At 49.8% G+C, this 22,235-nt stretch carries 20 protein-coding genes and 1 riboswitch; of the genes, 14 read left to right on the top strand and 6 right to left on the bottom strand.

Annotated features, from left to right (window positions below; genetic code table 11):
• Positions 1-60 precede the first annotated feature (60 nt).
• Positions 61-158: riboswitch (purine riboswitch) on the bottom strand.
• A gap of 189 nt (positions 159-347) precedes the next feature.
• The 3 genes from guaB (at position 348) to ACYVUV_RS09345 (ending at position 4,818) form a co-directional block, all read left to right on the top strand.
• Complete coding sequence (gene guaB, locus ACYVUV_RS09355) at positions 348-1,505, top strand: IMP dehydrogenase (RefSeq protein ID WP_439775285.1); 1,158 nt, start codon at positions 348-350, stop codon at positions 1,503-1,505.
• Positions 1,505-3,058 carry a glutamine-hydrolyzing GMP synthase gene (gene guaA, locus ACYVUV_RS09350; protein WP_416724746.1) on the top strand — a complete coding sequence of 518 codons (1,554 nt, stop codon included), beginning with the start codon at positions 1,505-1,507 and terminating at the stop codon, positions 3,056-3,058. The genes guaB and guaA overlap by 1 nt, the downstream gene beginning before the upstream one ends.
• Positions 3,059-3,207: 149 nt before the next feature.
• Positions 3,208-4,818, top strand: coding sequence for an ATP-binding cassette domain-containing protein (locus ACYVUV_RS09345; protein ID WP_439775286.1), 1,611 nt, complete (start codon positions 3,208-3,210; stop codon positions 4,816-4,818).
• 34 nt (positions 4,819-4,852) lie between these two features.
• On the opposite strand, the gene ACYVUV_RS09340 is transcribed toward ACYVUV_RS09345, so the two are convergent.
• Entirely contained in the window at positions 4,853-5,695 is an 843-nt protein-coding gene (locus ACYVUV_RS09340; RefSeq protein ID WP_439775287.1) for a helix-turn-helix domain-containing protein, read from the bottom strand.
• Positions 5,696-5,833: 138 nt separating this feature from the next.
• Here ACYVUV_RS09340 and ACYVUV_RS09335 point away from each other — a divergent pair, with 138 nt between their 5' ends.
• Positions 5,834-7,306: a glycoside hydrolase family 1 protein gene (locus ACYVUV_RS09335; RefSeq protein WP_484499276.1), complete on the top strand. Its 1,473-nt coding sequence runs from the start codon at positions 5,834-5,836 to the stop codon at positions 7,304-7,306.
• A 49-nt stretch (positions 7,307-7,355) separates the two neighbouring features.
• On the opposite strand, the gene ACYVUV_RS09330 is transcribed toward ACYVUV_RS09335, so the two are convergent.
• Together ACYVUV_RS09330 and ACYVUV_RS09325 are read right to left on the bottom strand one after the other, a co-directional pair.
• Positions 7,356-8,309, bottom strand: coding sequence for an Rpn family recombination-promoting nuclease/putative transposase (locus tag ACYVUV_RS09330; RefSeq protein WP_484499275.1), 954 nt, complete (start codon positions 8,307-8,309; stop codon positions 7,356-7,358).
• Between the two features lie 158 nt (positions 8,310-8,467).
• Positions 8,468-9,700 (bottom strand): MFS transporter, encoded by a 1,233-nt coding sequence (locus ACYVUV_RS09325; RefSeq protein WP_439776004.1) that lies wholly within the window; start codon positions 9,698-9,700, stop codon positions 8,468-8,470.
• A 94-nt stretch (positions 9,701-9,794) separates the two neighbouring features.
• Between ACYVUV_RS09325 and ACYVUV_RS09320 the strand changes: the two genes are divergently transcribed.
• The 3 genes from ACYVUV_RS09320 to ACYVUV_RS09310 all read left to right on the top strand — a co-directional run bounded on the left by ACYVUV_RS09320 (position 9,795) and on the right by ACYVUV_RS09310 (position 13,201).
• The gene (locus ACYVUV_RS09320; protein ID WP_439776005.1) at positions 9,795-10,640 is read left to right on the top strand and encodes a helix-turn-helix domain-containing protein; all 846 of its coding nucleotides are present in this window, start codon (positions 9,795-9,797) and stop codon (positions 10,638-10,640) included.
• A gap of 788 nt (positions 10,641-11,428) precedes the next feature.
• Positions 11,429-12,316: a mucin-binding protein gene (locus tag ACYVUV_RS09315; protein ID WP_439776006.1), complete on the top strand. Its 888-nt coding sequence runs from the start codon at positions 11,429-11,431 to the stop codon at positions 12,314-12,316.
• A 120-nt stretch (positions 12,317-12,436) separates the two neighbouring features.
• Positions 12,437-13,201 carry a nucleoside phosphorylase gene (locus tag ACYVUV_RS09310; RefSeq protein WP_439776007.1) on the top strand — a complete coding sequence of 255 codons (765 nt, stop codon included), beginning with the start codon at positions 12,437-12,439 and terminating at the stop codon, positions 13,199-13,201.
• A 79-nt stretch (positions 13,202-13,280) separates the two neighbouring features.
• Here the strand turns inward: ACYVUV_RS09310 and ACYVUV_RS09305 are convergent, their stop codons facing one another.
• The 3 genes from ACYVUV_RS09305 to ACYVUV_RS09295 all read right to left on the bottom strand — a co-directional run bounded on the left by ACYVUV_RS09305 (position 13,281) and on the right by ACYVUV_RS09295 (position 17,151).
• Positions 13,281-14,546: a carboxylate--amine ligase gene (locus ACYVUV_RS09305; RefSeq protein ID WP_484499274.1), complete on the bottom strand. Its 1,266-nt coding sequence runs from the start codon at positions 14,544-14,546 to the stop codon at positions 13,281-13,283.
• A gap of 94 nt (positions 14,547-14,640) precedes the next feature.
• Positions 14,641-15,606 (bottom strand): ATP-binding protein, encoded by a 966-nt coding sequence (locus ACYVUV_RS09300; protein WP_439776009.1) that lies wholly within the window; start codon positions 15,604-15,606, stop codon positions 14,641-14,643.
• A 150-nt stretch (positions 15,607-15,756) separates the two neighbouring features.
• On the bottom strand, positions 15,757-17,151 hold the full coding sequence (locus ACYVUV_RS09295; protein WP_439776010.1) for an amino acid permease: 1,395 nt from the start codon (positions 17,149-17,151) through the stop codon (positions 15,757-15,759).
• A 78-nt stretch (positions 17,152-17,229) separates the two neighbouring features.
• On the opposite strand from ACYVUV_RS09295, the gene mmuM reads away from it, so the two are divergent.
• From mmuM to mscL, 7 genes are all read left to right on the top strand, one after another.
• Positions 17,230-18,162 (top strand): homocysteine S-methyltransferase, encoded by a 933-nt coding sequence (gene mmuM / locus ACYVUV_RS09290; RefSeq protein ID WP_439776011.1) that lies wholly within the window; start codon positions 17,230-17,232, stop codon positions 18,160-18,162.
• A 55-nt stretch (positions 18,163-18,217) separates the two neighbouring features.
• Positions 18,218-18,679: a YbaK/EbsC family protein gene (locus tag ACYVUV_RS09285; protein ID WP_439776012.1), complete on the top strand. Its 462-nt coding sequence runs from the start codon at positions 18,218-18,220 to the stop codon at positions 18,677-18,679.
• Positions 18,680-18,918: 239 nt separating this feature from the next.
• The gene (locus ACYVUV_RS09280; protein WP_439776013.1) at positions 18,919-19,182 is read left to right on the top strand and encodes a chorismate mutase; all 264 of its coding nucleotides are present in this window, start codon (positions 18,919-18,921) and stop codon (positions 19,180-19,182) included.
• A 61-nt stretch (positions 19,183-19,243) separates the two neighbouring features.
• Positions 19,244-19,696, top strand: a complete 453-nt coding sequence (locus ACYVUV_RS09275) for a MarR family winged helix-turn-helix transcriptional regulator (RefSeq protein WP_439776014.1) — start codon at positions 19,244-19,246, stop codon at positions 19,694-19,696.
• Entirely contained in the window at positions 19,686-20,693 is a 1,008-nt protein-coding gene (locus ACYVUV_RS09270) for an asparaginase (protein WP_439776015.1), read from the top strand. Before ACYVUV_RS09275 ends, ACYVUV_RS09270 begins: the two co-directional genes overlap by 11 nt.
• A gap of 116 nt (positions 20,694-20,809) precedes the next feature.
• Positions 20,810-21,640 (top strand): Cof-type HAD-IIB family hydrolase, encoded by an 831-nt coding sequence (locus ACYVUV_RS09265; RefSeq protein ID WP_439776016.1) that lies wholly within the window; start codon positions 20,810-20,812, stop codon positions 21,638-21,640.
• Positions 21,641-21,725: 85 nt separating this feature from the next.
• Positions 21,726-22,202: a large conductance mechanosensitive channel protein MscL gene (gene mscL, locus ACYVUV_RS09260; protein WP_439776017.1), complete on the top strand. Its 477-nt coding sequence runs from the start codon at positions 21,726-21,728 to the stop codon at positions 22,200-22,202.
• Positions 22,203-22,235: the final 33 nt, after the last annotated feature.

The raw sequence follows: 22,235 nt of genomic DNA, 5'->3' as shown, positions 1-22,235 counted from the left end.
AAACAAAAAAGAAAAAGGCTCCTTTTACCAAAACTAGGCAAAAGAAGCCGCGCCGGCAATAGCCGGCCCTTCTTTACCTATAGTCCGGAGTTTACGGCTCCGGGTAGAGACTGCTGCCCGTATCGCAGCGATATATAAGTAGAAACATTTGTTAAGTTATTGCTAAATCTTACAGCAAAAACCGAATTAATTCAATCAGATTCGCTGAAAAATTGTTAATTTGGCTCAAAAAGTCCTAAAAGATTAAAAAAATAAGTGAATGATTCGCTTTTTGTTGACCTGGCGGCGAAAAACGTGTAAAGTTGATTAATTAAAAAGTATCAACGATTGTTTGAAAGGATGAAATCATGTCTTTGTGGGAAACCAAATTTGCTAAAGAAGGTATTACTTTTGACGACGTGCTCTTGATTCCAGCTGAAAGTCACGTTCTGCCGAACGAAGTCGACTTGTCAACCCAGCTGGCACCAAACTTGAAGCTGAACATTCCTTTGATCTCCGCTGGGATGGACACGGTGACCGAAGGCAAGATGGCGGCAGCCATGGCTAAGATGGGCGGCCTTGGGGTAGTCCACAAGAACCTTTCAATTCAAGCGCAAGCCGATGAAGTTCGTCTGGCCAAGAACACTCCGGTAACTGCCGAAGACACTCACGCTGCCGTTGACAAGGATGGCAAGCTCTTGGTAGCAGCTGCTGTCGGCGTAACCAGCGACACTTTTGAAAGAGCAGAAGCCCTGTTTGAAGCCGGTGCTGACGCGATCGTTATCGACACGGCCCACGGCCACTCAGCCGGCGTTTTGCGCAAGATCAAGGAAATCCGCGACCACTTCCCGCACAACACTTTGATTGCCGGTAACGTGGCAACTGGTGAAGGTACCCGGGCCTTGTTTGAAGCTGGTGTTGACGTAGTCAAGGTTGGTATCGGGCCTGGCTCAATCTGCACCACCAGAGTGGTTGCTGGTGTCGGCGTGCCGCAATTGACTGCTATTTACGACGCGGCTGACGTAGCCCGGGAATTTGGCAAGCCAATCATCGCTGACGGCGGGATCAAGTACTCAGGTGACGTGGTTAAGGCTTTGGCAGCCGGCGGCAACGCGGTTATGCTGGGCTCCATGCTGTCAGGTACTGAAGAAGCTCCAGGGGACGTGCAGCAAGGCGCTGACGGCCGTCTGGTTAAGTCCTACCGGGGTATGGGGTCAGTTGGCGCCATGTCCCAGCAGCACGGCTCAAGCGACCGCTACTTCCAAGGAGGGATCAACGAAGCCAACAAGCTGGTGCCAGAAGGCATCGAAGCTGTTGTTTCCTACAAGGGTACGGTAAGCAACGTTGTTTACCAGATCCTTGGGGGCCTGCGGTCCGGTATGGGCTACTGCGGGGCTGAAAACATCGACAAGCTGATTGAAACCGCCCAATTCGTCCGCATCTCAAACGCCGGCCTGCGTGAATCTCACCCGCACGACGTTATGATGAGCAAGGCCGCACCTAACTACGGAGGTATCGACTTCTAATGGCAAAAATCGACTTAAGCAATTTTGACAAGATCATCGTCCTGGACTTCGGCAGCCAGTACAACCAATTGATCACCCGCCGGATCCGTGACTTTGGCATCTACTCAGAACTGTTGCCGCACACGATTACGGCAGAAGAAGTGAAGAAGATCGCTCCTAAGGGGATCATCTTCTCCGGTGGCCCGAACTCAGTTTATGATGAAAACGCCCTGGATGTTGATCCGGAAATTTTTGAACTGGGGATTCCAATCTTGGGCATCTGCTACGGGATGCAATTGATGACCCAGAAGCTGGGCGGGACGGTGGAAAAGGCCGGTGAAGCTGAATACGGCTCAGCCCACATTGAAGTCAAGGAAGCTGACAGCCCGCTTTACAAGGGCCTGCCAGAAAAGCAGGTTGTCTGGATGAGCCACGGGGACTTGGTAACCAAGGTGCCGGAAGGCTTTGAAGTTCTGGCTTCAAGCAAGAACTGCCCGATCGCTTCCATGGCTGACCCAGCCCGGAAGTTCTACGCCATCCAGTTCCACGCAGAAGTCCGTAACTCAGAATACGGCCTGGACATCTTGCGCCGCTTTGCCTTTGACGTTTGCGGGGCCAAGGACAACTGGACCATGGACGACTTTATCAAGCTGTCTGTTGACTCAATCAGAGAAGAAGTCGGCGACGCTAACGTGATCCTTGGGATCTCCGGCGGGGTTGACTCCAGCGTTACGGCTACCCTTTTGCACAAGGCAATTGGCAGCCAATTGACGGCGATTTTTGTCGACCACGGCCTGCTGAGAAAGAACGAAAGCGATGAAGTTATGGCCGCCCTCAAGGAAGGGTTGGGCGTGAACATCGTCAGAGTTGATGCCAAGGACCGCTTCATGTCCAAGCTGGCCGGGGTAACCGACCCTGAAAAGAAGCGGAAGATCATCGGCAACGAATTCGTGCAGGTCTTCAACGATGAAGCCAAGAAGATCAAGGACGCCAAGTTCCTGGCCCAAGGGACCTTGTATACTGACGTTATTGAATCAGGGACCGACACGGCCCACACGATCAAGAGCCACCACAATGTCGGGGGCTTGCCGGAAGACATGCAGTTCAAGCTGATTGAACCGCTGCGGCAATTGTTCAAGGACGAAGTCCGGGTCTTGGGTGAAAAGCTGGGCCTGCCACACGACTTGGTATGGCGGCAGCCGTTCCCAGGTCCTGGTCTGGCTATCCGGGTGATCGGGGAGATCACTGAAGAGAAGCTGCGGATCGTCCGGGACGCGGACGCGATCTTGCGGGAAGAAGTCAAGAACGCTGGCCTGCAGGAAAGCATTTGGCAATACTTTGTTGCTCTGCCAGGGATGCGGAGCGTCGGGGTTATGGGCGACGGCCGGACTTACGACTACGCCGTCTGCATCCGGGCTGTTACGTCAATTGACGGGATGACGGCTGACTTTGCCCAGATTCCATGGGATGTTCTGCAGAAGATCTCAGTGCGGATCGTCAACGAAGTCAAGCAGGTTAACCGCGTACTGTACGACGTGACGAGCAAGCCGCCGGCAACTATCGAATACGAATAAAATAAGCGGAATTTTCTCCGCCGTGGAAACTACCTGGTTATTGCCGGGTAGTTTTTTGTTGGAAAAATGAAAAAATGTACTTAACCTTTTTTATTTTTTAATATATACTTAACACATGAAAACATGGGGGAGAATTCTTTAAAAAGGTTGTGAGTGTTTTGTATTATTCAGATTTTATCAAGGGCAATCGAGTTAGGTTTATCGCGATTATTCTTTTAGTTATTGGCGGCAGCGCGCTTCTTGCCGGCAACAATGCCTTGCTGACGCTGCTGGGGGACAGCTTGCGCAAAGGAAACCTGCTGCTTTTCGTGTCAATTATCGGGATCAATTTTGTGGTTGATGCTATCGGCAGCGGCCTGTCTTATAGAGCCAATTATTTGTATGATAAACAGACCCAAGAGTATTTCCACAAGCTTCGGTCTGCTGAAGTGGAAAAAATCTACAACAGTGGTAACAAGGCACCGAAAGTTTCTAGCGTTCAAAACAGTTTGACCCAAGATTTAAATATGCTGGGGGAAAATTTTCTGGCTCCATGGCTGAAAATTGCCGCTTGTGGATTGGATGTAGTCCTTTCCTCAATCATCGTCTTTACCTACAGCTGGCTTTTATTGCTGGTAATTCTGCTTCTTGCAGTCTTGATGTTTTTTATGCCACGTTTTTTATCTCCAGCTTTGCAAAAGGCTACCGATGATATTTCTAATGAAAACAAGCGTTATCTCGATATGCTGGAAAAATGGTTTAGCGGTTTGAGCGTTTTGCAGAGATATCATGTCAAGCAGAAGCTTTTGGCAGTGACGACAGCTCAAGGAAAGCAACTTGAAGATGCCAATGTCAGACGGTCTGGCCAGATGCAATTTGCCAGCGGCGTCAACAATGCCGCAAACATGCTGTCACAAGCTTTAATTTTGCTGGTGTCAGGTGTCTTGATTATTACTGGCCGGATGAATTTCGGTGTCTTCTTTAGCATTGGCAACTTTGCCAGCACGATTTTTACTGAACTGGGGGTAGTGGTCAACCAATATACTGTTTTGCAGTCAAGCAAAACTTTAAACGCCAAGCTCAGAGAGCAGCTTGCAGTCCAGACTGACCACTCAGAAAAGATAGAAAGTTTGGATCACTTTCAGTCATTGTCAGTTCAAGCCTTGTCTGTAGCTTTTAGCAATGAAGAAAAAATCACTTATCCGGATTTTCAAATCAAGCGGGGAGAAAAAATCTTATTGTCAGGGGACAGTGGGACTGGAAAATCTACGCTTTTTAAACTGATCCTGCAGGAGTTGCCATTGGCAACTGGAAAGATTTGTTTTAAAAACGAAGCTGGTCAGGAAATCAAACAGCCAGACCTGTCTCAAATCGGCTATGTTCCGCAAGATCCGGTTCTCTTTCCGGGTACAATCAAGGAAAATATTACAATGTTCAACTCCAAGCTGAATGACCGGGTAATGCACTTTGTTAAGCAGGTGAATTTGGAAAAAGATCTGGCTAAATTCCCGGCAGGAGTAGATACGGAACTCGATCAAGGCAAGCATGCCCTGTCTGGCGGCCAGCGGCAAAAAGTGGTTTTGGCCAGAGCACAAATCCATGACAGCCAGCTGATTTTCATTGATGAAGGCACTTCAGCCATTGATGCGCATAATGGCTTGGAAATTTTGCAGAATCTGCTGCAAACGGACGCAACGATTATTTTTATCGCGCACAACTTGACTGAAGAGATGCGGCAGTTATTTGACCGGGAGATTCATTTAAGCAATACTGCAGGTTAAACAAAAAGCGGGCAAGTTTGGCTTGCCCGTTTTTTCATTCATTGAAATATTTGCTGAAGGCCTTGCGATATTGGCTGGGGGTCATTTCTTTCCAGGCTTTAAAATTGCGTTCCAAAACTTTGGCCGAAGAAAAGCCGCAGTAATTGGCAATGTAGGCGACGGAATAGTTCGTGCTCAGCAAGAGGTATCTGGCATGCATGAGCCGGACTTGCTTTAAGTATTTGCCTAAAGGAAGTTTTGTCACTTGGCTCAATTCTTTATTTAAAGTCACTTGCGAAACCCTAAAATGTTCAGCGATGCTTTGGGCCGTGATATTGGTGGAAGAGTTGTTGGCGATGTAGGCGATCACCGTGTCAGCCAATGATTGGTTGGGCGGGGTGGTGATGTCCGTTTTTTCAGTATATTCGCTGTCGATCAGGGCTATCATTTGAAAAAATTCGCTCAAAATTAAAAAACGGATGCTGTCACTGATCGGTTGGTCGACGAGTTCAGCGATGGCAATCAGATTTTTTCTCAATTGCCGGTAGCTGGCAGTATCGCGGCTGATATGGCCCATTTTGATCCGCCAATTCTTACTGGAAGGATATTCTTTTTCTAAAAAGTTATTGTCAATAATCATCCCCATAACATAATAAGACCGGTCTTTGTGCCCCGTCGCGGCATGAATCTGTGAGCGGTCAATAGCCCAGATATCACCGGAATTGTAATGGTGGGTCTGGCCGGCAATGACAACTTTGAAGTCTTCCCCAGATACCAGATAATCAATTTCGATCCCGGTATGCCAGTGGGTGGGTGATTTAGGCGCATAACTTGATTTTTTAAAAAATTTGAAGGGGAGGCGGGTGAGGTTGTCGACTTCTTCGTAAGCAATGGGCATGTTTTTCTCCTTTATAAATCGTCCCTAAGTGCTTTAAGAAATGGGGCGTAATCGCTTTCTCCTATGATACCATACTGCTTGTAGGAAAAATATTTAGACGGCAATAAACCTGAACTTACAATTTAGGAGGAAAAAATAATGGCTCATTTCAGAAAAGACTTTTTGTGGGGCGGCGCGGTAGCGGCCAACCAGGTTGAAGGTGGATACAACGAAGGCGGCAAGGGCTTGTCAGTGACTGACATCACCACGGCCGGCTCTCTGGAAAGCCCGCGCTACTTGACTTATACCCTGGATGGCAAGGACGGCAAGGTAGCCGGGATGTTTGCCAGCTCCTTGCCAAAGGGCGCCAAGGGTAAGATTTTTGACAATGAATACTACCCGAACCATGTAGCGATTGATTTTTACCACCACTACAAGGAAGACATCAAGATGTTTGCCGACATGGGCTTTAAGGTATTCAGAACCTCCATTGCCTGGACGCGGATTTTCCCAACTGGCGAAGAAGACAAGCCAAACCAGGAAGGCCTTGACTTCTACCGCAGAGTCTTTGAAGAACTGAAGAAGAACGGGATTGAACCATTAGTTACTATTTCCCACTATGAAGACCCATTGGCTTTAGGTGAAAAGTACAACGACTGGCAAGACCGCAAGATGATTGACCTCTATGTCAAGTACGCAACGACCTTGTTCAAGGAATACAAGGACCTGGTTAAGTACTGGCTGACCTTCAACGAAATCAACTCATCCTTGATGTTCTTGAAGATGGTGGGCGATGGCAACGCATCTGATGAAGATTACCAAAAGGCTTACCAAAAGCTGCACCACCAATTCGTTGCTTCTGCCAAGGCAGTTGTTGCAGGCCACAAGATCAACCCAGACTTCATGATCGGGAACATGATCGCCGGTTCTGTCTACTACCCAGGCACGCCTGACCCAAAGGATGCTATAGCTGCCCGCTACGAAGAAGAATTGGCCCAGCTTTACTGTGCTGACGCGCAAGCTAAGGGTGAATACCCAAGTTTTGCCAAGCGCTTATGGGATGAACACAATGTTCACTTGAAGATTGAAGATGGCGACCTTGAAATCATGAAGGAAGGTAAAGTTGACATGTACACCTTCTCATACTACATGTCAAACATGGTTACCACCCATGATGTTGGCGAAAAGGCTAAGGGTAACTTCGCTGCTGGCGCTAAGAACCCATATCTTGAATACTCTGAATGGGGCTGGTCAACTGACCCAGACGGCCTGCAACTGTACTTGGAAAAGATGTATGACCGTTATGGCATCCCGATGATGGTTGTTGAAAATGGTCTTGGTGCCGTTGACAAGCTGGAAGATGGTACTGTTCATGACGATTACCGGATTGACTACTTGAGAAAGCACATCAAGGCGATGGACAAGGCGGTTGAACATGGGGTTGACCTGCGTGCCTACACGACCTGGGGCTGCATTGACTGCGTTTCTGCCGGGACTGGTCAAATGTCCAAGCGGTATGGCTTCATCTATGTTGACCGTGATGACAAGGGCGAAGGTACGCTTAAGCGTCTTCCTAAGGATTCATACTACTGGTACCAAAAGGTTATCGCTTCAAACGGCGATGAATTATAAAATAAATGCGTAAGAAAAGCGGACAAGGCAAACTTGTCCGCTTTTTTGCTTACTTCTTCTTGAGCAGCTTCTTGTACATCGGCCGGTCTGCCTCGGGGATGCCCAGGAGGTCCATGGCTCCGTCTGGAGTTAAGTTGGTGGTGTTCAAAATGTTGCGCAAGTAGTCTTGCGTTACCTTCTCGGTCGTTTCCTTAGTCACTTCTTCAGTCGTTTCCTTCTTGGCCTGGTCAAGCTTGACCTGGATAAATTGTGGCATTACTTCAGTCATGGTAGTCACCTCGTTCTTATCTCTTTTTTCCAGTTCCTTGATTAAATCATCAAAAGCATGCGTGCCCGACAGGGCATTCATCATGTCCAAAAGAAGCATGATATCTTCTACTGACAGCTTTTTGGCGCTTGGGTGGTATTCTTCACCAGCATTGGTCTGGATGAAGTATTCTGCCAGGCAGAAGAAGGCACTCTTGAAGCGCTTGTCCAGCTCTTGCGCAGACAAATCACTGATCCGGTAAAAAGCTTTGATCTCGTAATCGCTGATCAGTGGCCGAATCTCTTCGGGCAGCTTCTTCATATTGATGTTCCCCAGCAAATTTCGGCTGTAGTTCCAAGCTTCTTTCCCGTAGTATACCACCAGTGTGAGCACGGGGTAGAGCCTTTTGCTTTTGGTGAGCTGGTAGCGGTAGGCCGCGGCATCATAATTCATCACCCGCGCCGGCATGTTCTTGTCCGGCCGGGTCTGGTTCTCAATGCCAATTAGCGAAATAACAAACTTCTTCTTACCGATCGTCAGCAGCTTGGCCACATCTCGGTCTTGGCTGTGAATCTTCCCGCTAGCTTTGTAGTAGCTAAGCGTGTTGGTGTTTGCCAGCATCCCTGGCTTGATGACCTGCTTACCATTAAAAATGAAGCCATTTAATACGTCAGCGAACACTTCATTCTTGTCCAGCAGAATTTTTTCAACCAGGTCATTGGTGCCATGAGTCTGCTGTGATTTTCTTTTTGCCATGGTTTCTCCTTAACTAGGAGGTCAGTTTTTCCCTCCACTTACTAATACAAGAAAAAGTGCCAAATTTTTTATTTTGCAGATTACACTTTTGTTTTTAAGATATAATTGATGACTAAAGAGGCAAAAAATAAACAGGCGTCCAAGTTAATGGACACCTGTTAAGCAGAGATTTTAAATAATTGCCGCTGGTTGAGAATGAGCAGTACCGCTAAGGCGGCGACTTCCAAGGCCAGCAGGCTGATAATTGCCCAGGCCAGGTTGATGCTGGAAATGCTTGTGATCAGAGTGGTGATCAAGGGACTGGCGGCCATTAAAATAGTGTTCAATAGGCCAACGGTTGAAGCCAAAATCTGCCGGTCGACGCTGGTCACCAGCCATTGGGTCATTTTAATGGAAACAGCACTGGCTAAAGCGGCCAAGAGTCCGAAAAGAAGAGCGGTCAACCAGCCGTTTTGGCAAAACAAACTCAGCGTTGTCAGTAGGCTGCACAAGGCAGTCCAGCTGGCTAAAGGGAAAATGCTGATAGAGTGGAATACTTTTTGGCCAAAAAGGCTCCCGCTGGCCGCTCCAATTGCCGCGGCCACATTGGTCAAGGCCAGGGTAAAGCTGTAGCTGGAGATGACCATGCTGCTTTTATGAGCAGCCAGAGTGATTGAAAACAGGGGCTCAATCGCGGTTAAAGAAGCATTGATTACTGCTAATACAAGGACTACGGTTAAGAGTCCTGTCTGCTTTTTGGCTTGCTGGTAGGCCTGCCGCATGGCTGGCCAAAAAGCTGGAGTTTCAGCTGTTTCGGTTTGAACCGGGGCGGCTTGCCGGCCAACTAAGGCAAAAAGGATGGCGGCCAGCAAAAAGGTCAGCGAGTTGATCCAGGCTAAAGCAGCGTAGGAAAGGACCAAAATGAGGCCCGCGCCGGCAAACTGGGCCAGAATGTCGATGATCTGCTTGCAGCCACTGACAAAGCCTTCAGCTTCACCAAAGTCATCTTCTCCGACCAGGTCGACCACAAGCGGAACTATGAGCCCTGAAGAGTAGGAGCCGCAAAGGTCAGACAAAAAGTTGATGGTGATGATGGCCAGCAGGAGCTTCCATTGGTCAGCCCTGGAAGCCAGCAAGAGGGCAGCCAGGGCGTAAAAGAGGCAGCGGAAAAGCGCGGTCAGCACGATATTGCGGAACTTGTGCCGGGTCTTGTCTGCCAGGTATCCGGCAAAGATTTCCAGAAATTTTGGCACGGCTTCAGAAATGGCAATCAGTGAGATGGCCAGGGAGTAATTGCGCAGCTGACTGGCGTAAGTCATGAAGGCAAGGTAGAAGAAGACATCGCCAGCGGCAGACAGAAGACCACCTGTAGCGAAGCGGCGGAAATTTTTATTTTTGAGAAAAGAATTCATCGTTGAACCAGCTTTCGTAAATAGTTTTTTACCAATGATAGGGGACTGGCGGCTGGGCAACGGAAAATGGCATATTTGACTTTGGAGGAAAAAGATGAAAATCGGGGAATTATTGCAAAAATACCGGCTGGAGCAGGGGAAAACGCAGAAGGCATGGGCGGGAGAGGTGATCAGTCCTTCTTTTTATTCAAAAGTTGAGAAGGGCTTGAACCGGATTAGCGCGGAAGACCTGTTGAAATTGCTGGAGGCGAACCAGATTCCCTTGTGGGAGTTCTTTAGTCACCTGGAGGTAGAAGCCGGCCGGCAGAAGAAGTGGGAGAAGGACCTCCGGGCCAGGCTGATGCAGGCTTACTACCACGGCAGCCAGGCCGATTTTCAGGAACTGTTTCAAGAGGTGCAAGCCAGCAATTTCCCGGACAAGGAAGAGCAGCTTTTGATCGTCGCGGGCTGGATGGAAACGGTGAAAGACGATAAAGATGGTGATGAAGCCCTGCGGCAAAGAATTAAGGAGAAGATTTTTAACATCGCCAGCTTTGATAAAAAGAAGCTGATGCTCTACTGCAATTTCATGGATTTCTATGACTTGGACAGCAATCGTTATCTCAGCCGGCAAATTGTGGAAAAGTACCGGCAGACCAGGGATGTGGATATCCAGGTAGCGCTATTGGCGATCATCGACAATCTCTTGTCTGATTTCGCGGACCTGCGGCAGTCCAGTGGGGCGGAGTACTTTATCGAGGCCGGCAAGCAGATTCCGACCAGGCCGGAGCTGTTTTTCTATAAGAACTCCCTGCTATTTTTTGAAAATCTGCTGGCTTACCAAGCGGAGCCTAAGGAAGAAAGGCTGGAAAATTGCCGGCTGGCTGTTAAAAACTGCTACTTGCTGGGGATGCCGGAGTACGGGCAGGAAGTTGAGAAGTTTTTACAGGAACATATGTGAGAAAGTCAGATTTGCAATTTCACTTGCAGATCTGACTTTTTGCTTATATGTCTTTTCTAGCTGGCTATACTAAAATACAAAAGTTGATAAAGAAGAGGTGGTTCTTGAATGAATAGAATTGTATTTGGAGATGAAGTTTGGCGGCATTAACAAGCAGATAAATAGCTTAGGAGGTGAGTTTTATGAGTATTCAAGGCAGAATCAAGATTCATATTGACATTGAGTTTTAATTGCAAAAATAATGTGCCACAGGCTGTTGCTTAAAAAAGATAAGCAGCGGCCTGTTTTTTTGCCTTAAAAAGCGTCGGCAGATTATGATAATAACTTTTAGATAATCAAACCGCTGTTGTATCCGGTTTATCTCATTAGTTTTAAATAATAATTTTCAGCTAATAGTTATAGTGGGCCTGTAAATGCAACTTTTAAGATTATGGTTATAGTGATAACTTGACGGTTTTGCTGGTTAGAAAATGTGTTAGGTTAATCATTATATTTTTGATAAGTTTAAACTAATTAGAAATATTCAAAAATAAATCTTGCATCCCTTTACATTGGCTTTAAATCAGTGCTTTAGAGCAGCTGGATAAGTTAGTGGGCTTAAAGTTTGATAAATCAACGGTTATAGATTCTTGAATACTGAGAAAGAAGCTTTATTTTTACACTGATAAGTAAAAGCTTATAAAAATTACCAAGAAACTATAACTTTTTCCTTAAAACCCTGCTATAATTCTAGTTGAAAGATAAGAGATAACTAATAGCAGAAATTAAGTGGAAATAGGTGATCTATTATGAGAAAGCAAATCACAGTTTTAGCAGCTCTGGCAGCCCTCCTCGGGCTGGCAACCACGACCACGAATCCGGTTTACGCTAAGACCACTACCAAGAAGGTTACCCGGACCATCAAGGTTTACAAGCCAGGCAAGTACAGCCAGGTTAAGCAAACTGCTACTTTAAAGAAGAAGGGCCGCAAGTGGACCACTTCCAGCTGGAAGTCTTACAAGGCACCTAAGGCTGCTGGCTACAAGGCCAGCACCAAGACTGTCAAGGCAGTCAAGGTAACTTCAAAGACTAAGAGCCAGACTGTTAACATCACCTACAAGGCTAACAACACCAAGAAGGCAGCCGTTAAGGCCAGCACCGACAGCAGTCTGAGCAGCCAAAGCCAACTCCGTCAGGCAGCTTTGAACGTTGTCAACAGCTTCCGGGCTAAGGCAGGCGTCAAGGCAGTCAAGATGAGCTCCAAGTACAACGCCGTTCTTGACAAGCGGGCTACCGAAAAGGCAAAGCAGTACGTTACTACCGGGACTTACGACCACTCCGGCTACAACTCCCTGCCAAGCTACCTCAACACTTACCCGATCGTTAACGGCAAGATCATCTACCACGGCGGCGAAACCCTGCACGCTTGCTACTACAACGCGCAAAGCGGCGACGCTACGGCTGAAATGAAGTCCAGCCTGACCAGCACTTTCACTGAAAACATGCAGGCAGAAAAGGATGACTACCAAGCCATCGTCGTTAAGAAGACTAGAAAGAACATCACCAACATCAGCGGTACTTACGAACACTACACGATGATGGTCGACTCCGGCAACCACACTGCCTACATCGGCGTAGGCCACTACGGCACTGGCAGCAACGCTATGGTTTGCATCGTAATCGAATTCCACGCTTAGTCATCATCTCAACTTAATCTCTGCATCCAAAAAGGAGCCAGTTCCAAACCGGAACTGACTCCTTTCTTTTGGCAAAAATTTGCTATACTTTAACTTGCTTAGACTGGAAAGGACTAGATTATGATCGAGAAAAATGAATTGCCGATTTTGGAATACGACCCAGTTTCCCAGGAGGTTCTGAAGCCGGGCCATGATAATGAAGGCGTAAGGCTGCCGGAAAAATGCCTCTTTGCCTTCTTAGGAGACGAAGTCGATAAGTATGCCGAGCAGGTCAACGCAACTGTAGCTGACCACTTTATTACGATTGACCGCCTGCGGCCGATCTATGTCATTGAGAACCAAGGCGAGCAGCTGTGCTTATGCCGGGCGCCATTAGGCGGTCCCGCGGCCGCTCAGTTCATGGATGCCTTGATCGCCCTTGGCTGCCGGAAGTTTCTGGCTGTTGGCTCCTGTGGGACCTTGGTGGACATCAAGGAAAACGACTTTTTGATCCCGACCCGGGCTTTAAGAGATGAAGGCACTTCCTACAAGTACCTTCCAGCCAGCCGCTATGTGGACCTTGATCCAGCAGCTGTTGAAAAAATAGGCCAAGGCTTAAAAGAGCAGGGACTGCCCTTTGAGCACTGCACGACCTGGACGACTGACGGCTTTTTCCGGGAAACCAAGGACATGGTCGAGTACCGTCGCGGGGAAGGCTGCCAGGTGGTAGAGATGGAGTGTGCCTCAATGGCCGCTGTTAGCGCCAAACGCGGCGTTGAATTCGGCCAGCTGCTTTACACGGCTGATTCCCTGGCTAACGTAGAGGCCTATGATGACCGCGATTGGGGCCAAGATTCCCAAGCGAAAGCCCTGCACATCTGCCTACGGATTATCCACAACTTTTAAACAGGACAGAAAAATATCATGCAAAAAAGAGGAAACTCAAGTGAGCTTCCTCTTTTTCTTGTGCATAAGTTTATGCTTCTTACTTCTTTTTCTCGAAGTACTGCTCTTTATTGACCTTGAAGTACTTCTGGTAATCCTTGTAGTAGTTGTGGTACATGTGCTTCATCAAGAGCCAGCGCTTGACGTTCATGTCCGGTTTATAGAAGACCGTGGTGCCCACTCTGCCGGCCCGGAGAAGCGCCAAGGCTTCCTTTTTGGCCAGGGAGTCGACCGCGTATTGTTCAAAAATCTTAGCTGGCACGCCTAACCAGAGCTTGTGCTTGGCCGGATCCTGGTTGCCGTAAACAACTGGCTGGTCTTTAAGTGAGTCTTCCACATAGTCATCCACGTACCACTTGGCCAGGTTGTAGCCGTTCAAAGTGACGTAGAAGCTGGACCGGCCCTGGCGGAGGTTGATCTCAAAGAACTTGTACTGGCCGTCGCGGACGTCGTACTTGATGTCGAAGTTGGCCATGCCCGTGTAGTTGATCTTTTCCAAAAAGGCCTGGACAGTCTGGTAGAGCTTCTCGTCATAGTCCGGCGCGATCACCATGTAGTTGCCGATAGCGATCGGGTCCGGGTCTTCCAAGAGCGGGTGGCCCAAGCACATCATCTTGACCTTGTGGTTTTTATCCACATAAGCATTCAAGACCCGCATGTTGGAGTCGTCGCCTGGGATAAAGTCCTGCAGGATCAAGTCTGCTTTATAGCCATTCTTGTAGATCTTGCCCACAATATCCTTGAATTCCGCCATGTCCTTGATGACAAAAGCCTTCTTCCGCCCTTCAAACTGGACGTCCAGCCAGGAAACCGGGTCCTCCGGCTTTAAAGCGACCGGGAAGGGGAAAGGCACGTCGGCGTAAGAACCGTCCTTGTAAGCGGCCATAGTGATGATCTTGGTCTTCGGGTAAGGCAGGCTGTATTCTTCACAGACCTCGTAGAAGCCCTCCTTAGAGATCAGCTTCTCTAAGAGGGGGTAGTCGATATAAGGAACGATGAAGGCCTCTTCCAGCTCCTGCTTGTGCTTGGCTAAAAGCTCTGAGTAGCCGTCCCCGCAAGAGATCAAGATCACCGGTTCGGGGTGATTCTTGTATTCCTTGATCTTCTCGCGCATGACCTTGATGAATTCCGGGTCTTCAGTAAAGCCGGGGTGAACCTCGATGTCAACGATCTTTGAATACCGGGTCGGGGCCAAAGTGGACGCGCCCCAGGCCTGGACCTTGATCCCGTAAGCCTCATGGAAGGACCGGGCCATCCCGTAAACGTTGATGTCGCTGCCTAAAAGAATCGGAGTAAATTGTTGCATGATTATTGCCAGATTTCTATATGGATTGTAATTTTTTGGATGAAAAAAGTCCCTACCTATGTTAGCACGTTTAGGCAGGAACTGAACTGTTTGCTTAGGAATTTTCGCTGATTCGGTAGCGGATGGCCTTGGCCTTGCCCCGCTTGAGGACCAAGCCGCTGTTTTCCATCTGCCGCAAGAGCCGGGTCGCCGTAGCCGGGCTGACCCCTAAGAGCTCCTCAATGTCGCTTCTGATAAATTCTCCATGCTCTTTGCCAAAAGCCAAAACGGCTTCTTCATTGCCGGTTGCCCGGGCCTTTGGCTTGGGAGCTGGGCTAGGGGAGGGGGCAGGCCCAGCCGCCTTTTTAACCGGCTTAGGGGCTGCTTTAACAGCCGCCTCGTAATGGGGCAGGACTACCTTAAAAGAGCTGGGAGCGGCCAAAATCTGGGGCGCAAGGTGGCTGCCCTTATAGGCACTCTTGATTCTGGCTAACCCTGTTCCGTAAGATTCCACCAGCTTCAGCTGGTAAAAGAGGTCAGCCAGGCGCTTGTTCCGGCAAACTGACAGGCCCAGCTGGATGTCTTCCAGGGTAATCCCGGGCATGAGGCCACCAAAAGAAATGAATTCCACCCGGTCTGTGTATAAGTTGATCAGACTGCTGGCCGGATTGCTGTAGTCCCTGTGGATAATTGCGTTCATCAAGGCTTCTCTTAAGGCTTGCTTGGGGTAGGCTGGCCGGTCTTCCCGGTAAAGGCCCTTGATCTGGCTCTCTACGGGGTTGTGCTTTTCCAAAAAAGCGTAGACCTGCTGGAATTGGGCCGCCAGGGACCCGGTAAACTCCTGCCGGTCCAGGAATTCGTCCTGGTCCGTTCCCTTAAAAACAGCGCACTTGATCGTATAAGGGCACTGGTCAGAGACCAGGAGGTCGAAATTACTGAACTGGAGGATGCCAAACTGGCTGGACGGCGGGGTAAAGGGCAGACCCTGCTGGTCAAAAAGGGCCTGCAGGGAGTTAAAGGTCAAGTCCTGCCGGGGAGAAAGCTGGTTTTCAAAGCTGCTGGAATCGTTTGGTGTAAGCATGGCGGTCCTCCTTCTTGCTAGTTTGAATCTAATCATATTTTAGCGAATCTCGTCAATCTCGTCAATGATGTGATTTGATTAGATTTGATTCGATTGATTTGATTTGATTCGATTCCCCGGGCAAAAAGAAAAGCGCCCGAAGGCGCTCTGTTAAAGGCTGGTCTGCTTTTTCTCCTGATACTTGGCATAGAAATGGTGGGCGACATAGCAGAAGATGACGAAAGGAATCGTCGCGTACAAGGCTACCCTCTGGGAAGGGTCAAACCAGATCAAAAGGCAGGGGGCCAGGCTGGCGATAAAGGCAAACCAGGGCGTGAAGGGATAGAGAGGAGTCTTGAACTTGAGCTCGTTCTCCGTATGCCCTTCTTTCAGCCACTTCTGCCGGAACTTGAGCTGGCACAGGGCGATCGCCATCCAGACGAAGACCACCGCCAAGCCGGAGATGGAAACCAGGACCAGGTAGATCGTGTCAGCCGCGTAGACGCTGGTCAAAAGGGAGAAGACCCCGCCCAGCATGCTTACCAGCAAGGCGATAGCCGGGATCCCTCTTTTGTTGGTCTTGGCGAAAACAACTGGGATAGTCCCCTCATTGCCCAAGGACCAGAGCATTCTGGTTGAGGCGTAGAGGCCGGAATTGCCGGCGGAGATGATGGCCGTCAAAACGACGAAGTTCATCAAATCGCTGGCAAAAGGAATTCCCATCATGTTAAAGACGTGGACGAAGGGACTTTCGGTAACGCCGGCCTGCTTGTAGGGGATAAGACAGGCCATGATGAAGATGGAACCGATAAAGAAGATGATCAGCCGCCACAAGGTGGTGTGGATGGCCTTAGGCAGAGTCTTTTCCGGCTCCTTGGCTTCCCCGGCCGTGATCCCGATCAGTTCTGTCCCTGAGAAGGCGAAGTTGACCGTGAGCATGGTGGTAAAAACTCCACCAAAACCAGTCGGAAACCAGCCATCTTTAGTCAGGTTGGTCAAGCCTGGCGCCCCCTGGCTGCCTTTTAAAGGAATAACCCCAACGACTGCCAGTCCCCCTAAAATGATAAAAGCGACGATGGCGGTTACCTTGACGGCCGCGAACCAAAACTCGCTCTCAGCGAAAATCTTGACCGAGAAGAAGTTGGAGAAGAAAATCAAAATCATGAAGACTAAGCTCCAGATCCAGACGGGGACGCTTGGAAACCAGTGCCGCATGATGATCCCCGCCGCGGTGAACTCGCTGCCCAGGGCAATGGTCCAGGTCAGCCAGTAGAGAATGGCGACCGTGAAGCCGGTGGCCGGGTTAAGCAGATTTTTAGCGTAGACGTGGAAGGAACCCGTGTAGGGCATGGCCACTGACAATTCACCTAAGCAGAGCATGACGGCGTAAACCAGGATCGCTCCGAAGAAATAGGCAATAATCGTGCCGATGGGGCCAGCCTGGCTGATGGTATAGCCCGAGCTTAAGAAGAGACCGGTTCCGATGACCCCGCCTAGGGAGATCATCTGAATGTGCCGGGCCTCCATCTTCCGCTCGAGGTGGTCGACTTTTTCTTGTTGAGCCATAAAAATACCTCTTCAAAACAGATTAGTTTTTTATTAAAATAAACAGTAACATGATAGCACATGATGGAGGAAAAAACGATGGCAGATTTACCAACTCTTCTGGCCCAAGGCCCGGTGACTTTGGACGGGTCCATGTCCACGCCCTTAGAAGCCTGGGGCGAAGACACCAATTCTGATCTCTGGACCGCCCGGGCTCTACAGGACAATCCCGACCTGGTCTACCGGGTCCACCAGGAGTACTTCAAGGCCGGTGCCCGGGTCACGATTACCGACAGCTACCAGGCCAGCCTGCCGGCCTTCATGAAGCACGGATTAAGTGAGGACGCGGCTCGCGCCCTAATCAGGAAGTCAGCTGCCATAGCCATTAAAGCCAGAGACGACTTTGAGAAAGAGACCGGCATCCATAACTACGTGGCCGGTTCAGTCGGCCCTTACGGAGCCTACCTGGCTGACGGCAGTGAATACCGGGGGGACTACGACTTAAGCCATGAGGAATACGTGGACTTCCATGCCCCGCGAATTGAAGAACTGGTTGCCGGCGGGGTGGACTGCCTGGCCATTGAGACCCAGCCCAAGCTGAGCGAAGTCAGAGCCATTCTGGACTATCTGGCGGCTAAGTACCCGGACCTGCCGGTCTACGTCAGCTTTTCCTTAAAAGACCCGGCCACTATCAGCGAGGGCCTGCCTTTAGCTGAAGCGGTCCAGGAAGTTGGCAGCTATCCTCAAGTCTTCGCGGCCGGAGCCAACTGCTTCAAGCTGGCCTGGACTGTCGATGTGGTGAAAAATCTCCGCGCTTCCAAATTGCCAATCGTCGTTTACCCTAATTCCGGGGCGGAATACGATCCTTCTGTTAAAAAGTGGGTCTACCCGCCAGAAGCCGCGGACTTTGGCCAGGCAGGGAGTGACTGGCTGGCTGCCGGGGCGAAACTGGTCGGGGGATGCTGCACGACGATGCCGGAAGATATCGCCGGGCTTGCCGCCGCGGTCAAAAAGGTTTATACTGCTTTTTAAAATATTTCTAATCTTAGATTCATCAGCTTTTTGAGCAGAGAAAGCAGGTTAAACAATGGCAGTTGAAAGAGTAAAAGATTTTTTCAAAGATACTGACGTTAAGGTAATTGAACTTCCCGAGTCTTCAGCCACCGTGGCTTTGGCCGCCCAGGCTCTGGATACCGAACCGGACCAGATCGCCAAGACCCTGTCCTTTTTGGTCGACGATGCCCCGATCTTAGTCGTTATGGCGGGGGAAGCCAGGACTGACAACCACAAGTACAAGGCCACCTTCCACAAGAAGGCCAAGATGATTCCTTTTGACCAGGTGGAAGACTATATCGGCCACGCTCCAGGCGGGGTTTGCCCCTTTGCCGTTAAGCCAGGCGTCAAGGTCTACTTGGACGAGTCCCTCAAGCGCCACGCCGAGGTCTACCCGGCAGCTGGCTCAAGCAACAGCGCTGTCCGCTTGACTATCCCGGCTCTGGAAAAATACTCCGACTACACGGCCTGGGTGGACGTGACCAAGACAGCTTAAAAGACAAAGAAACAGAGAAACAAAAAACGCGAACCGGCTGGTTCGCGTTCTCTGTGATGTGAAAAATTACACTGATAACAATAACAATTTACCACAGATAAAGTTCAGCGTTTGGTGTGACGCTCAACCTAATCGTAATTTTTTCATCTTTATGATAATACTTTCATTTTATCTCGTAAAGTACTAAGGGTGCTTTTTTTAAAAATACTTGGAAAATAGGGGACTTTTGAGGAAAAACGATGGTAGATTTAAGCAAGCTGCGAGAGCAAATCGACCAGGCGGATCAAGACCTGGTCAAGGCTCTGGTCAAAAGATACGACCTGGTCATGGAAGTTGGCCGGCTCAAGCGGGAAAAGGGGCAGGCGGTTTTTGACCCGAAAAGAGAAGCACAGGTTTTAGACAAGGTGATGGGCCTGGCCCAGCGGCCGGAATATGAAGCAGCCTTAAGGGCGGTCTACCAGGAGATTATGGACCAGGCCAAGCGGCTGGAAGAGGATTTTTAACCGGCAAAAATGGTAAAATAGGCTCTTAGGTATCGTTGGTAGATTAGGAGCCGAGTAAACGATGGATTTAGGGTTAAGAGTCAAGAAGATCAATGATTTGATGGCCAAAAGGGGCAACTGCGAGCTCAAGAAGCTGGGCTTGACCTTCTCACAGTTTCACTGCCTGGTTTATCTGGACAAATGTGAAGGCCGCCAGGCGCCTTTAAAGCAGCTGGAAAACCACTTTGAAGTGGCCCAGGCCACCATGGCCGGGATTGTCGGCCGCCTGGAAGGCAAGGGCTATGTCAGAAGCCATCTGGCTGAATGCGACAAGCGGGTGAAGATCGTCTGCTTGACCGAGGAAGGCCGGCAGATCTGCATGAGCGCTAAAAAAGGGATGCACAAGCTGCAGGAAAAGGTGGAGCGGCTCTACAGCCGGCAGGAATTAAGCCAGCTGGAAAAGTACCTGGACCGTTTGTATGAGCTTTTGGCTGAGGAAGACCGCGAAGCAAGTGAGGAAAAAGATGACCAATAAGAAAATTTTGCTGCTGTCGACTGGGGGGACAATCGCGTCCGTAGCGTCAGAAGAGGGGCTGATTCCAGGCCAGTCAGGGGCGGAGCTGCTCCATACCCTGGGCGGTCTGCCTTATGAAGTCGAGGTCAAGGACATTTTGTCTTTGGACTCTTCCAATATCCAGCCGGAAGAGTGGGCTTTTATCGCCGAACAGATTTACAAATTGCGCCGGGGCTTTGATGGCATTGTCGTCTCCCACGGGACTGACACCATGGCTTACACGGCGTCTATGCTCACCTTTATGCTGCAAGGGATCGACCTGCCGGTTGTTTTGACCGGGAGCCAGGTGCCCATGCAGGCCATCTTAAGCGACGCGCCAGACAACCTCCGGGTTGCTTTTGCCGCGGCGGCAACCTGCAAGCCGGGGATCTATATTGCCTTTAACCGGCAGATCATGCGGGGCTGCCGCTGCGTTAAGATCCGGACGACCGGTTTTGACGCTTTCAAGAGCATCAATGTCGACCCGGTAGCCATGGTGACCTCAGACGGCATCGACATCAAGCACAAAGACTTTGAATACGTGCCAAGTGAGCACGCCATCTGCACTTTGAACACCAAGGTGGAGACCCAGGTGGCCATGATCAAGCTTTTCCCAGGCTTTGACCCGGCCGTTTTGTCCGCCATGGTTGACAGCGGGGTCAAGGGGATCGTCATCGAAGCCTATGGCCTCGGCGGCATGAACTACATGCGGCGGAACATGGTTAAGGCGATTGGCGAGATCATCAAGCGGGGAGTGCCCGTGGTGGCCTGCAGCCAGTGCCTGTACGAACGGACTGACCTGACCAAGTACGAGGTTGGCCGGGCAGCCATGCTAGAAGGGGCGATCAGCGGCCGGGACATGACCAGTGAAAGTGCCGTGACAAAGCTGATGTGGGCCCTGGGCCAGGGGATGGACTTAGACGACGTCCGGGCATTTTTCAACAAGGATATTGCCGGTGAGGTAACCATCACCGATTAAGCTGCTGTAAAGCAGCTTTTTATTTTCTCTTTCCATTTTCTTTTTCATTTTTCTTTTTATTTTGCTCCTAAAAACGCTATCATAGTGGTAGAGAAAAGATGAGTCAGGAGGAAAAAATGATGATCAAATTGATTGCCAGCGACTTAGATGAGACCTTGCTTGGGCCGGGCAACCGGGTAGTGGAGGAAAACCTGCGGGCTATTAAAAAGTGCCAGGAACTGGGCATCAAGTTCGTGCCCGCTACAGGCCGGGGCTTTTACTCATTAAAGCAGACCTTGGCAGAACTGGGCCAGACGGACCAGGCCGGCCAGTACACGATTTGTTACAACGGCGGGGCGGTTTTTGAAAACAAGGGGCCGCGCCTGATCTCTTTTACCGGGATGGACGGGGATCTGGTCGAGGAAATCTTCAAGCAGGGGCAGGAATTAGGCCTGGGGATGCATATCTACACTGAGGACCAGGTTTACGGCTACCGGCTTACGCAAGAAGAGATCGATTTTTGCCAGGGCCGGGCAGACTTCGCTTCTTTGCCGGGCGGGGACTTGACGGCCTTGCGGGCAAGCGGGGCTCGTTTCGCCAAGATCCTCTACGTCGACACTGATTTTCCCCGCTTGAAAAAATTGCGGGGAGACCTGGCGGATTTTGAAAAGGTCAGTGAGATGAGTTTTTCCTCCAACCGCTATCTGGAATTCAACCCGCCGAAAGTGAACAAGGGACTGGGCCTCAAGACCTTGTGCCAGGAGCTGGGCTATTCACTGGATGAGACCATGGCGATCGGGGACAGCTTCAACGACCTGGCCATGATCAAGGCAGCCGGCACCGGCGTTGGGGTGGCCAATGTCAGCCCGGAAATGCGGGCAGACTGCGACAAAATAACAGAGAAGACGTTCGACCAGGGGGCAGTAGCCGAAGCAATTGACCGTTGGGTTTTGCCGGATTATGAGTAAGAAAATAACTGTTAATTGTTCCCTAAGAATGCTATAATTGGTTCGCTAATTAATATAAGTGCTAAATTATATTTGGGAGTAAAAAATGCCAAAGCGAATTAATTTGCCAGACGGCCAGCAGGCTGTCGAATCTACCAAGGGCTTCTTCGGGGAGTTCAAGGCCTTTATCTCTAAGGGCAACGTGATGGATATGGCCGTCGGTATCATCATCGGCGGTGCTTTCACCACCATCGTCAAGTCCCTGGTAAGTGACATCATCAGTCCTCTTTTAGGTTTGGTCGGCGGGATGAATTTTGACCAGTTCTCACTGAAATTTGCCGGGGTGACCCTGGCTTACGGGAAGTTCTTGACCGCGGTCATCAACTTCTTGATGATGGCCTTCGTCCTGTTCTTGATCGTCAAGGCCTTCAACCGGGCCGGGTCCTTGATCAAGAAGGAAGAGGAAGCTGAAGAAGAAGCAACGACCAAGGTCTGCCCTTACTGCAAGAGCGAGATCGATATCGAAGCCAGCCGTTGCCCGATGTGTACGTCACAATTGGAAGAAAAACTGGCTGAACAATAAAATAAAAGGCAAAAGAAAACGAAGCTGCTCGAG

It is taken from the genome of Lactobacillus sp. WILCCON 0149 (assembly GCF_057197965.1).
The sequence above is the reverse complement of the archived record's forward strand: the minus strand, read 5'-3'. Positions and strand labels throughout refer to the sequence as shown.

What these genes read in the sequence shown, in the direction of transcription:
- guaB (WP_439775285.1), top strand. Translation starts at nt 348, where the DNA reads ATGTCTTTGTGGGAAACCAAATTTGCTAAAGAAGGTATTACTTTTGAC.
- ACYVUV_RS09295 (WP_439776010.1), bottom strand. Translation starts at nt 17,151, where the DNA reads ATGGCTCAACAAGAAAAAGTCGACCACCTCGAGCGGAAGATGGAGGCC.
- ACYVUV_RS09325 (WP_439776004.1), bottom strand. Translation starts at nt 9,700, where the DNA reads ATGAATTCTTTTCTCAAAAATAAAAATTTCCGCCGCTTCGCTACAGGT.
- ACYVUV_RS09310 (WP_439776007.1), top strand. Translation starts at nt 12,437, where the DNA reads ATGATCGAGAAAAATGAATTGCCGATTTTGGAATACGACCCAGTTTCC.
- ACYVUV_RS09270 (WP_439776015.1), top strand. Translation starts at nt 19,686, where the DNA reads ATGACCAATAAGAAAATTTTGCTGCTGTCGACTGGGGGGACAATCGCG.
- ACYVUV_RS09265 (WP_439776016.1), top strand. Translation starts at nt 20,810, where the DNA reads ATGATGATCAAATTGATTGCCAGCGACTTAGATGAGACCTTGCTTGGG.
- ACYVUV_RS09280 (WP_439776013.1), top strand. Translation starts at nt 18,919, where the DNA reads ATGGTAGATTTAAGCAAGCTGCGAGAGCAAATCGACCAGGCGGATCAA.
- ACYVUV_RS09275 (WP_439776014.1), top strand. Translation starts at nt 19,244, where the DNA reads ATGGATTTAGGGTTAAGAGTCAAGAAGATCAATGATTTGATGGCCAAA.
- ACYVUV_RS09335 (WP_484499276.1), top strand. Translation starts at nt 5,834, where the DNA reads ATGGCTCATTTCAGAAAAGACTTTTTGTGGGGCGGCGCGGTAGCGGCC.
- mmuM (WP_439776011.1), top strand. Translation starts at nt 17,230, where the DNA reads ATGGCAGATTTACCAACTCTTCTGGCCCAAGGCCCGGTGACTTTGGAC.
- ACYVUV_RS09320 (WP_439776005.1), top strand. Translation starts at nt 9,795, where the DNA reads ATGAAAATCGGGGAATTATTGCAAAAATACCGGCTGGAGCAGGGGAAA.
- mscL (WP_439776017.1), top strand. Translation starts at nt 21,726, where the DNA reads ATGCCAAAGCGAATTAATTTGCCAGACGGCCAGCAGGCTGTCGAATCT.
- ACYVUV_RS09305 (WP_484499274.1), bottom strand. Translation starts at nt 14,546, where the DNA reads ATGCAACAATTTACTCCGATTCTTTTAGGCAGCGACATCAACGTTTAC.
- ACYVUV_RS09340 (WP_439775287.1), bottom strand. Translation starts at nt 5,695, where the DNA reads ATGCCCATTGCTTACGAAGAAGTCGACAACCTCACCCGCCTCCCCTTC.
- ACYVUV_RS09300 (WP_439776009.1), bottom strand. Translation starts at nt 15,606, where the DNA reads ATGCTTACACCAAACGATTCCAGCAGCTTTGAAAACCAGCTTTCTCCC.
- guaA (WP_416724746.1), top strand. Translation starts at nt 1,505, where the DNA reads ATGGCAAAAATCGACTTAAGCAATTTTGACAAGATCATCGTCCTGGAC.
- ACYVUV_RS09315 (WP_439776006.1), top strand. Translation starts at nt 11,429, where the DNA reads ATGAGAAAGCAAATCACAGTTTTAGCAGCTCTGGCAGCCCTCCTCGGG.
- ACYVUV_RS09285 (WP_439776012.1), top strand. Translation starts at nt 18,218, where the DNA reads ATGGCAGTTGAAAGAGTAAAAGATTTTTTCAAAGATACTGACGTTAAG.
- ACYVUV_RS09330 (WP_484499275.1), bottom strand. Translation starts at nt 8,309, where the DNA reads ATGGCAAAAAGAAAATCACAGCAGACTCATGGCACCAATGACCTGGTT.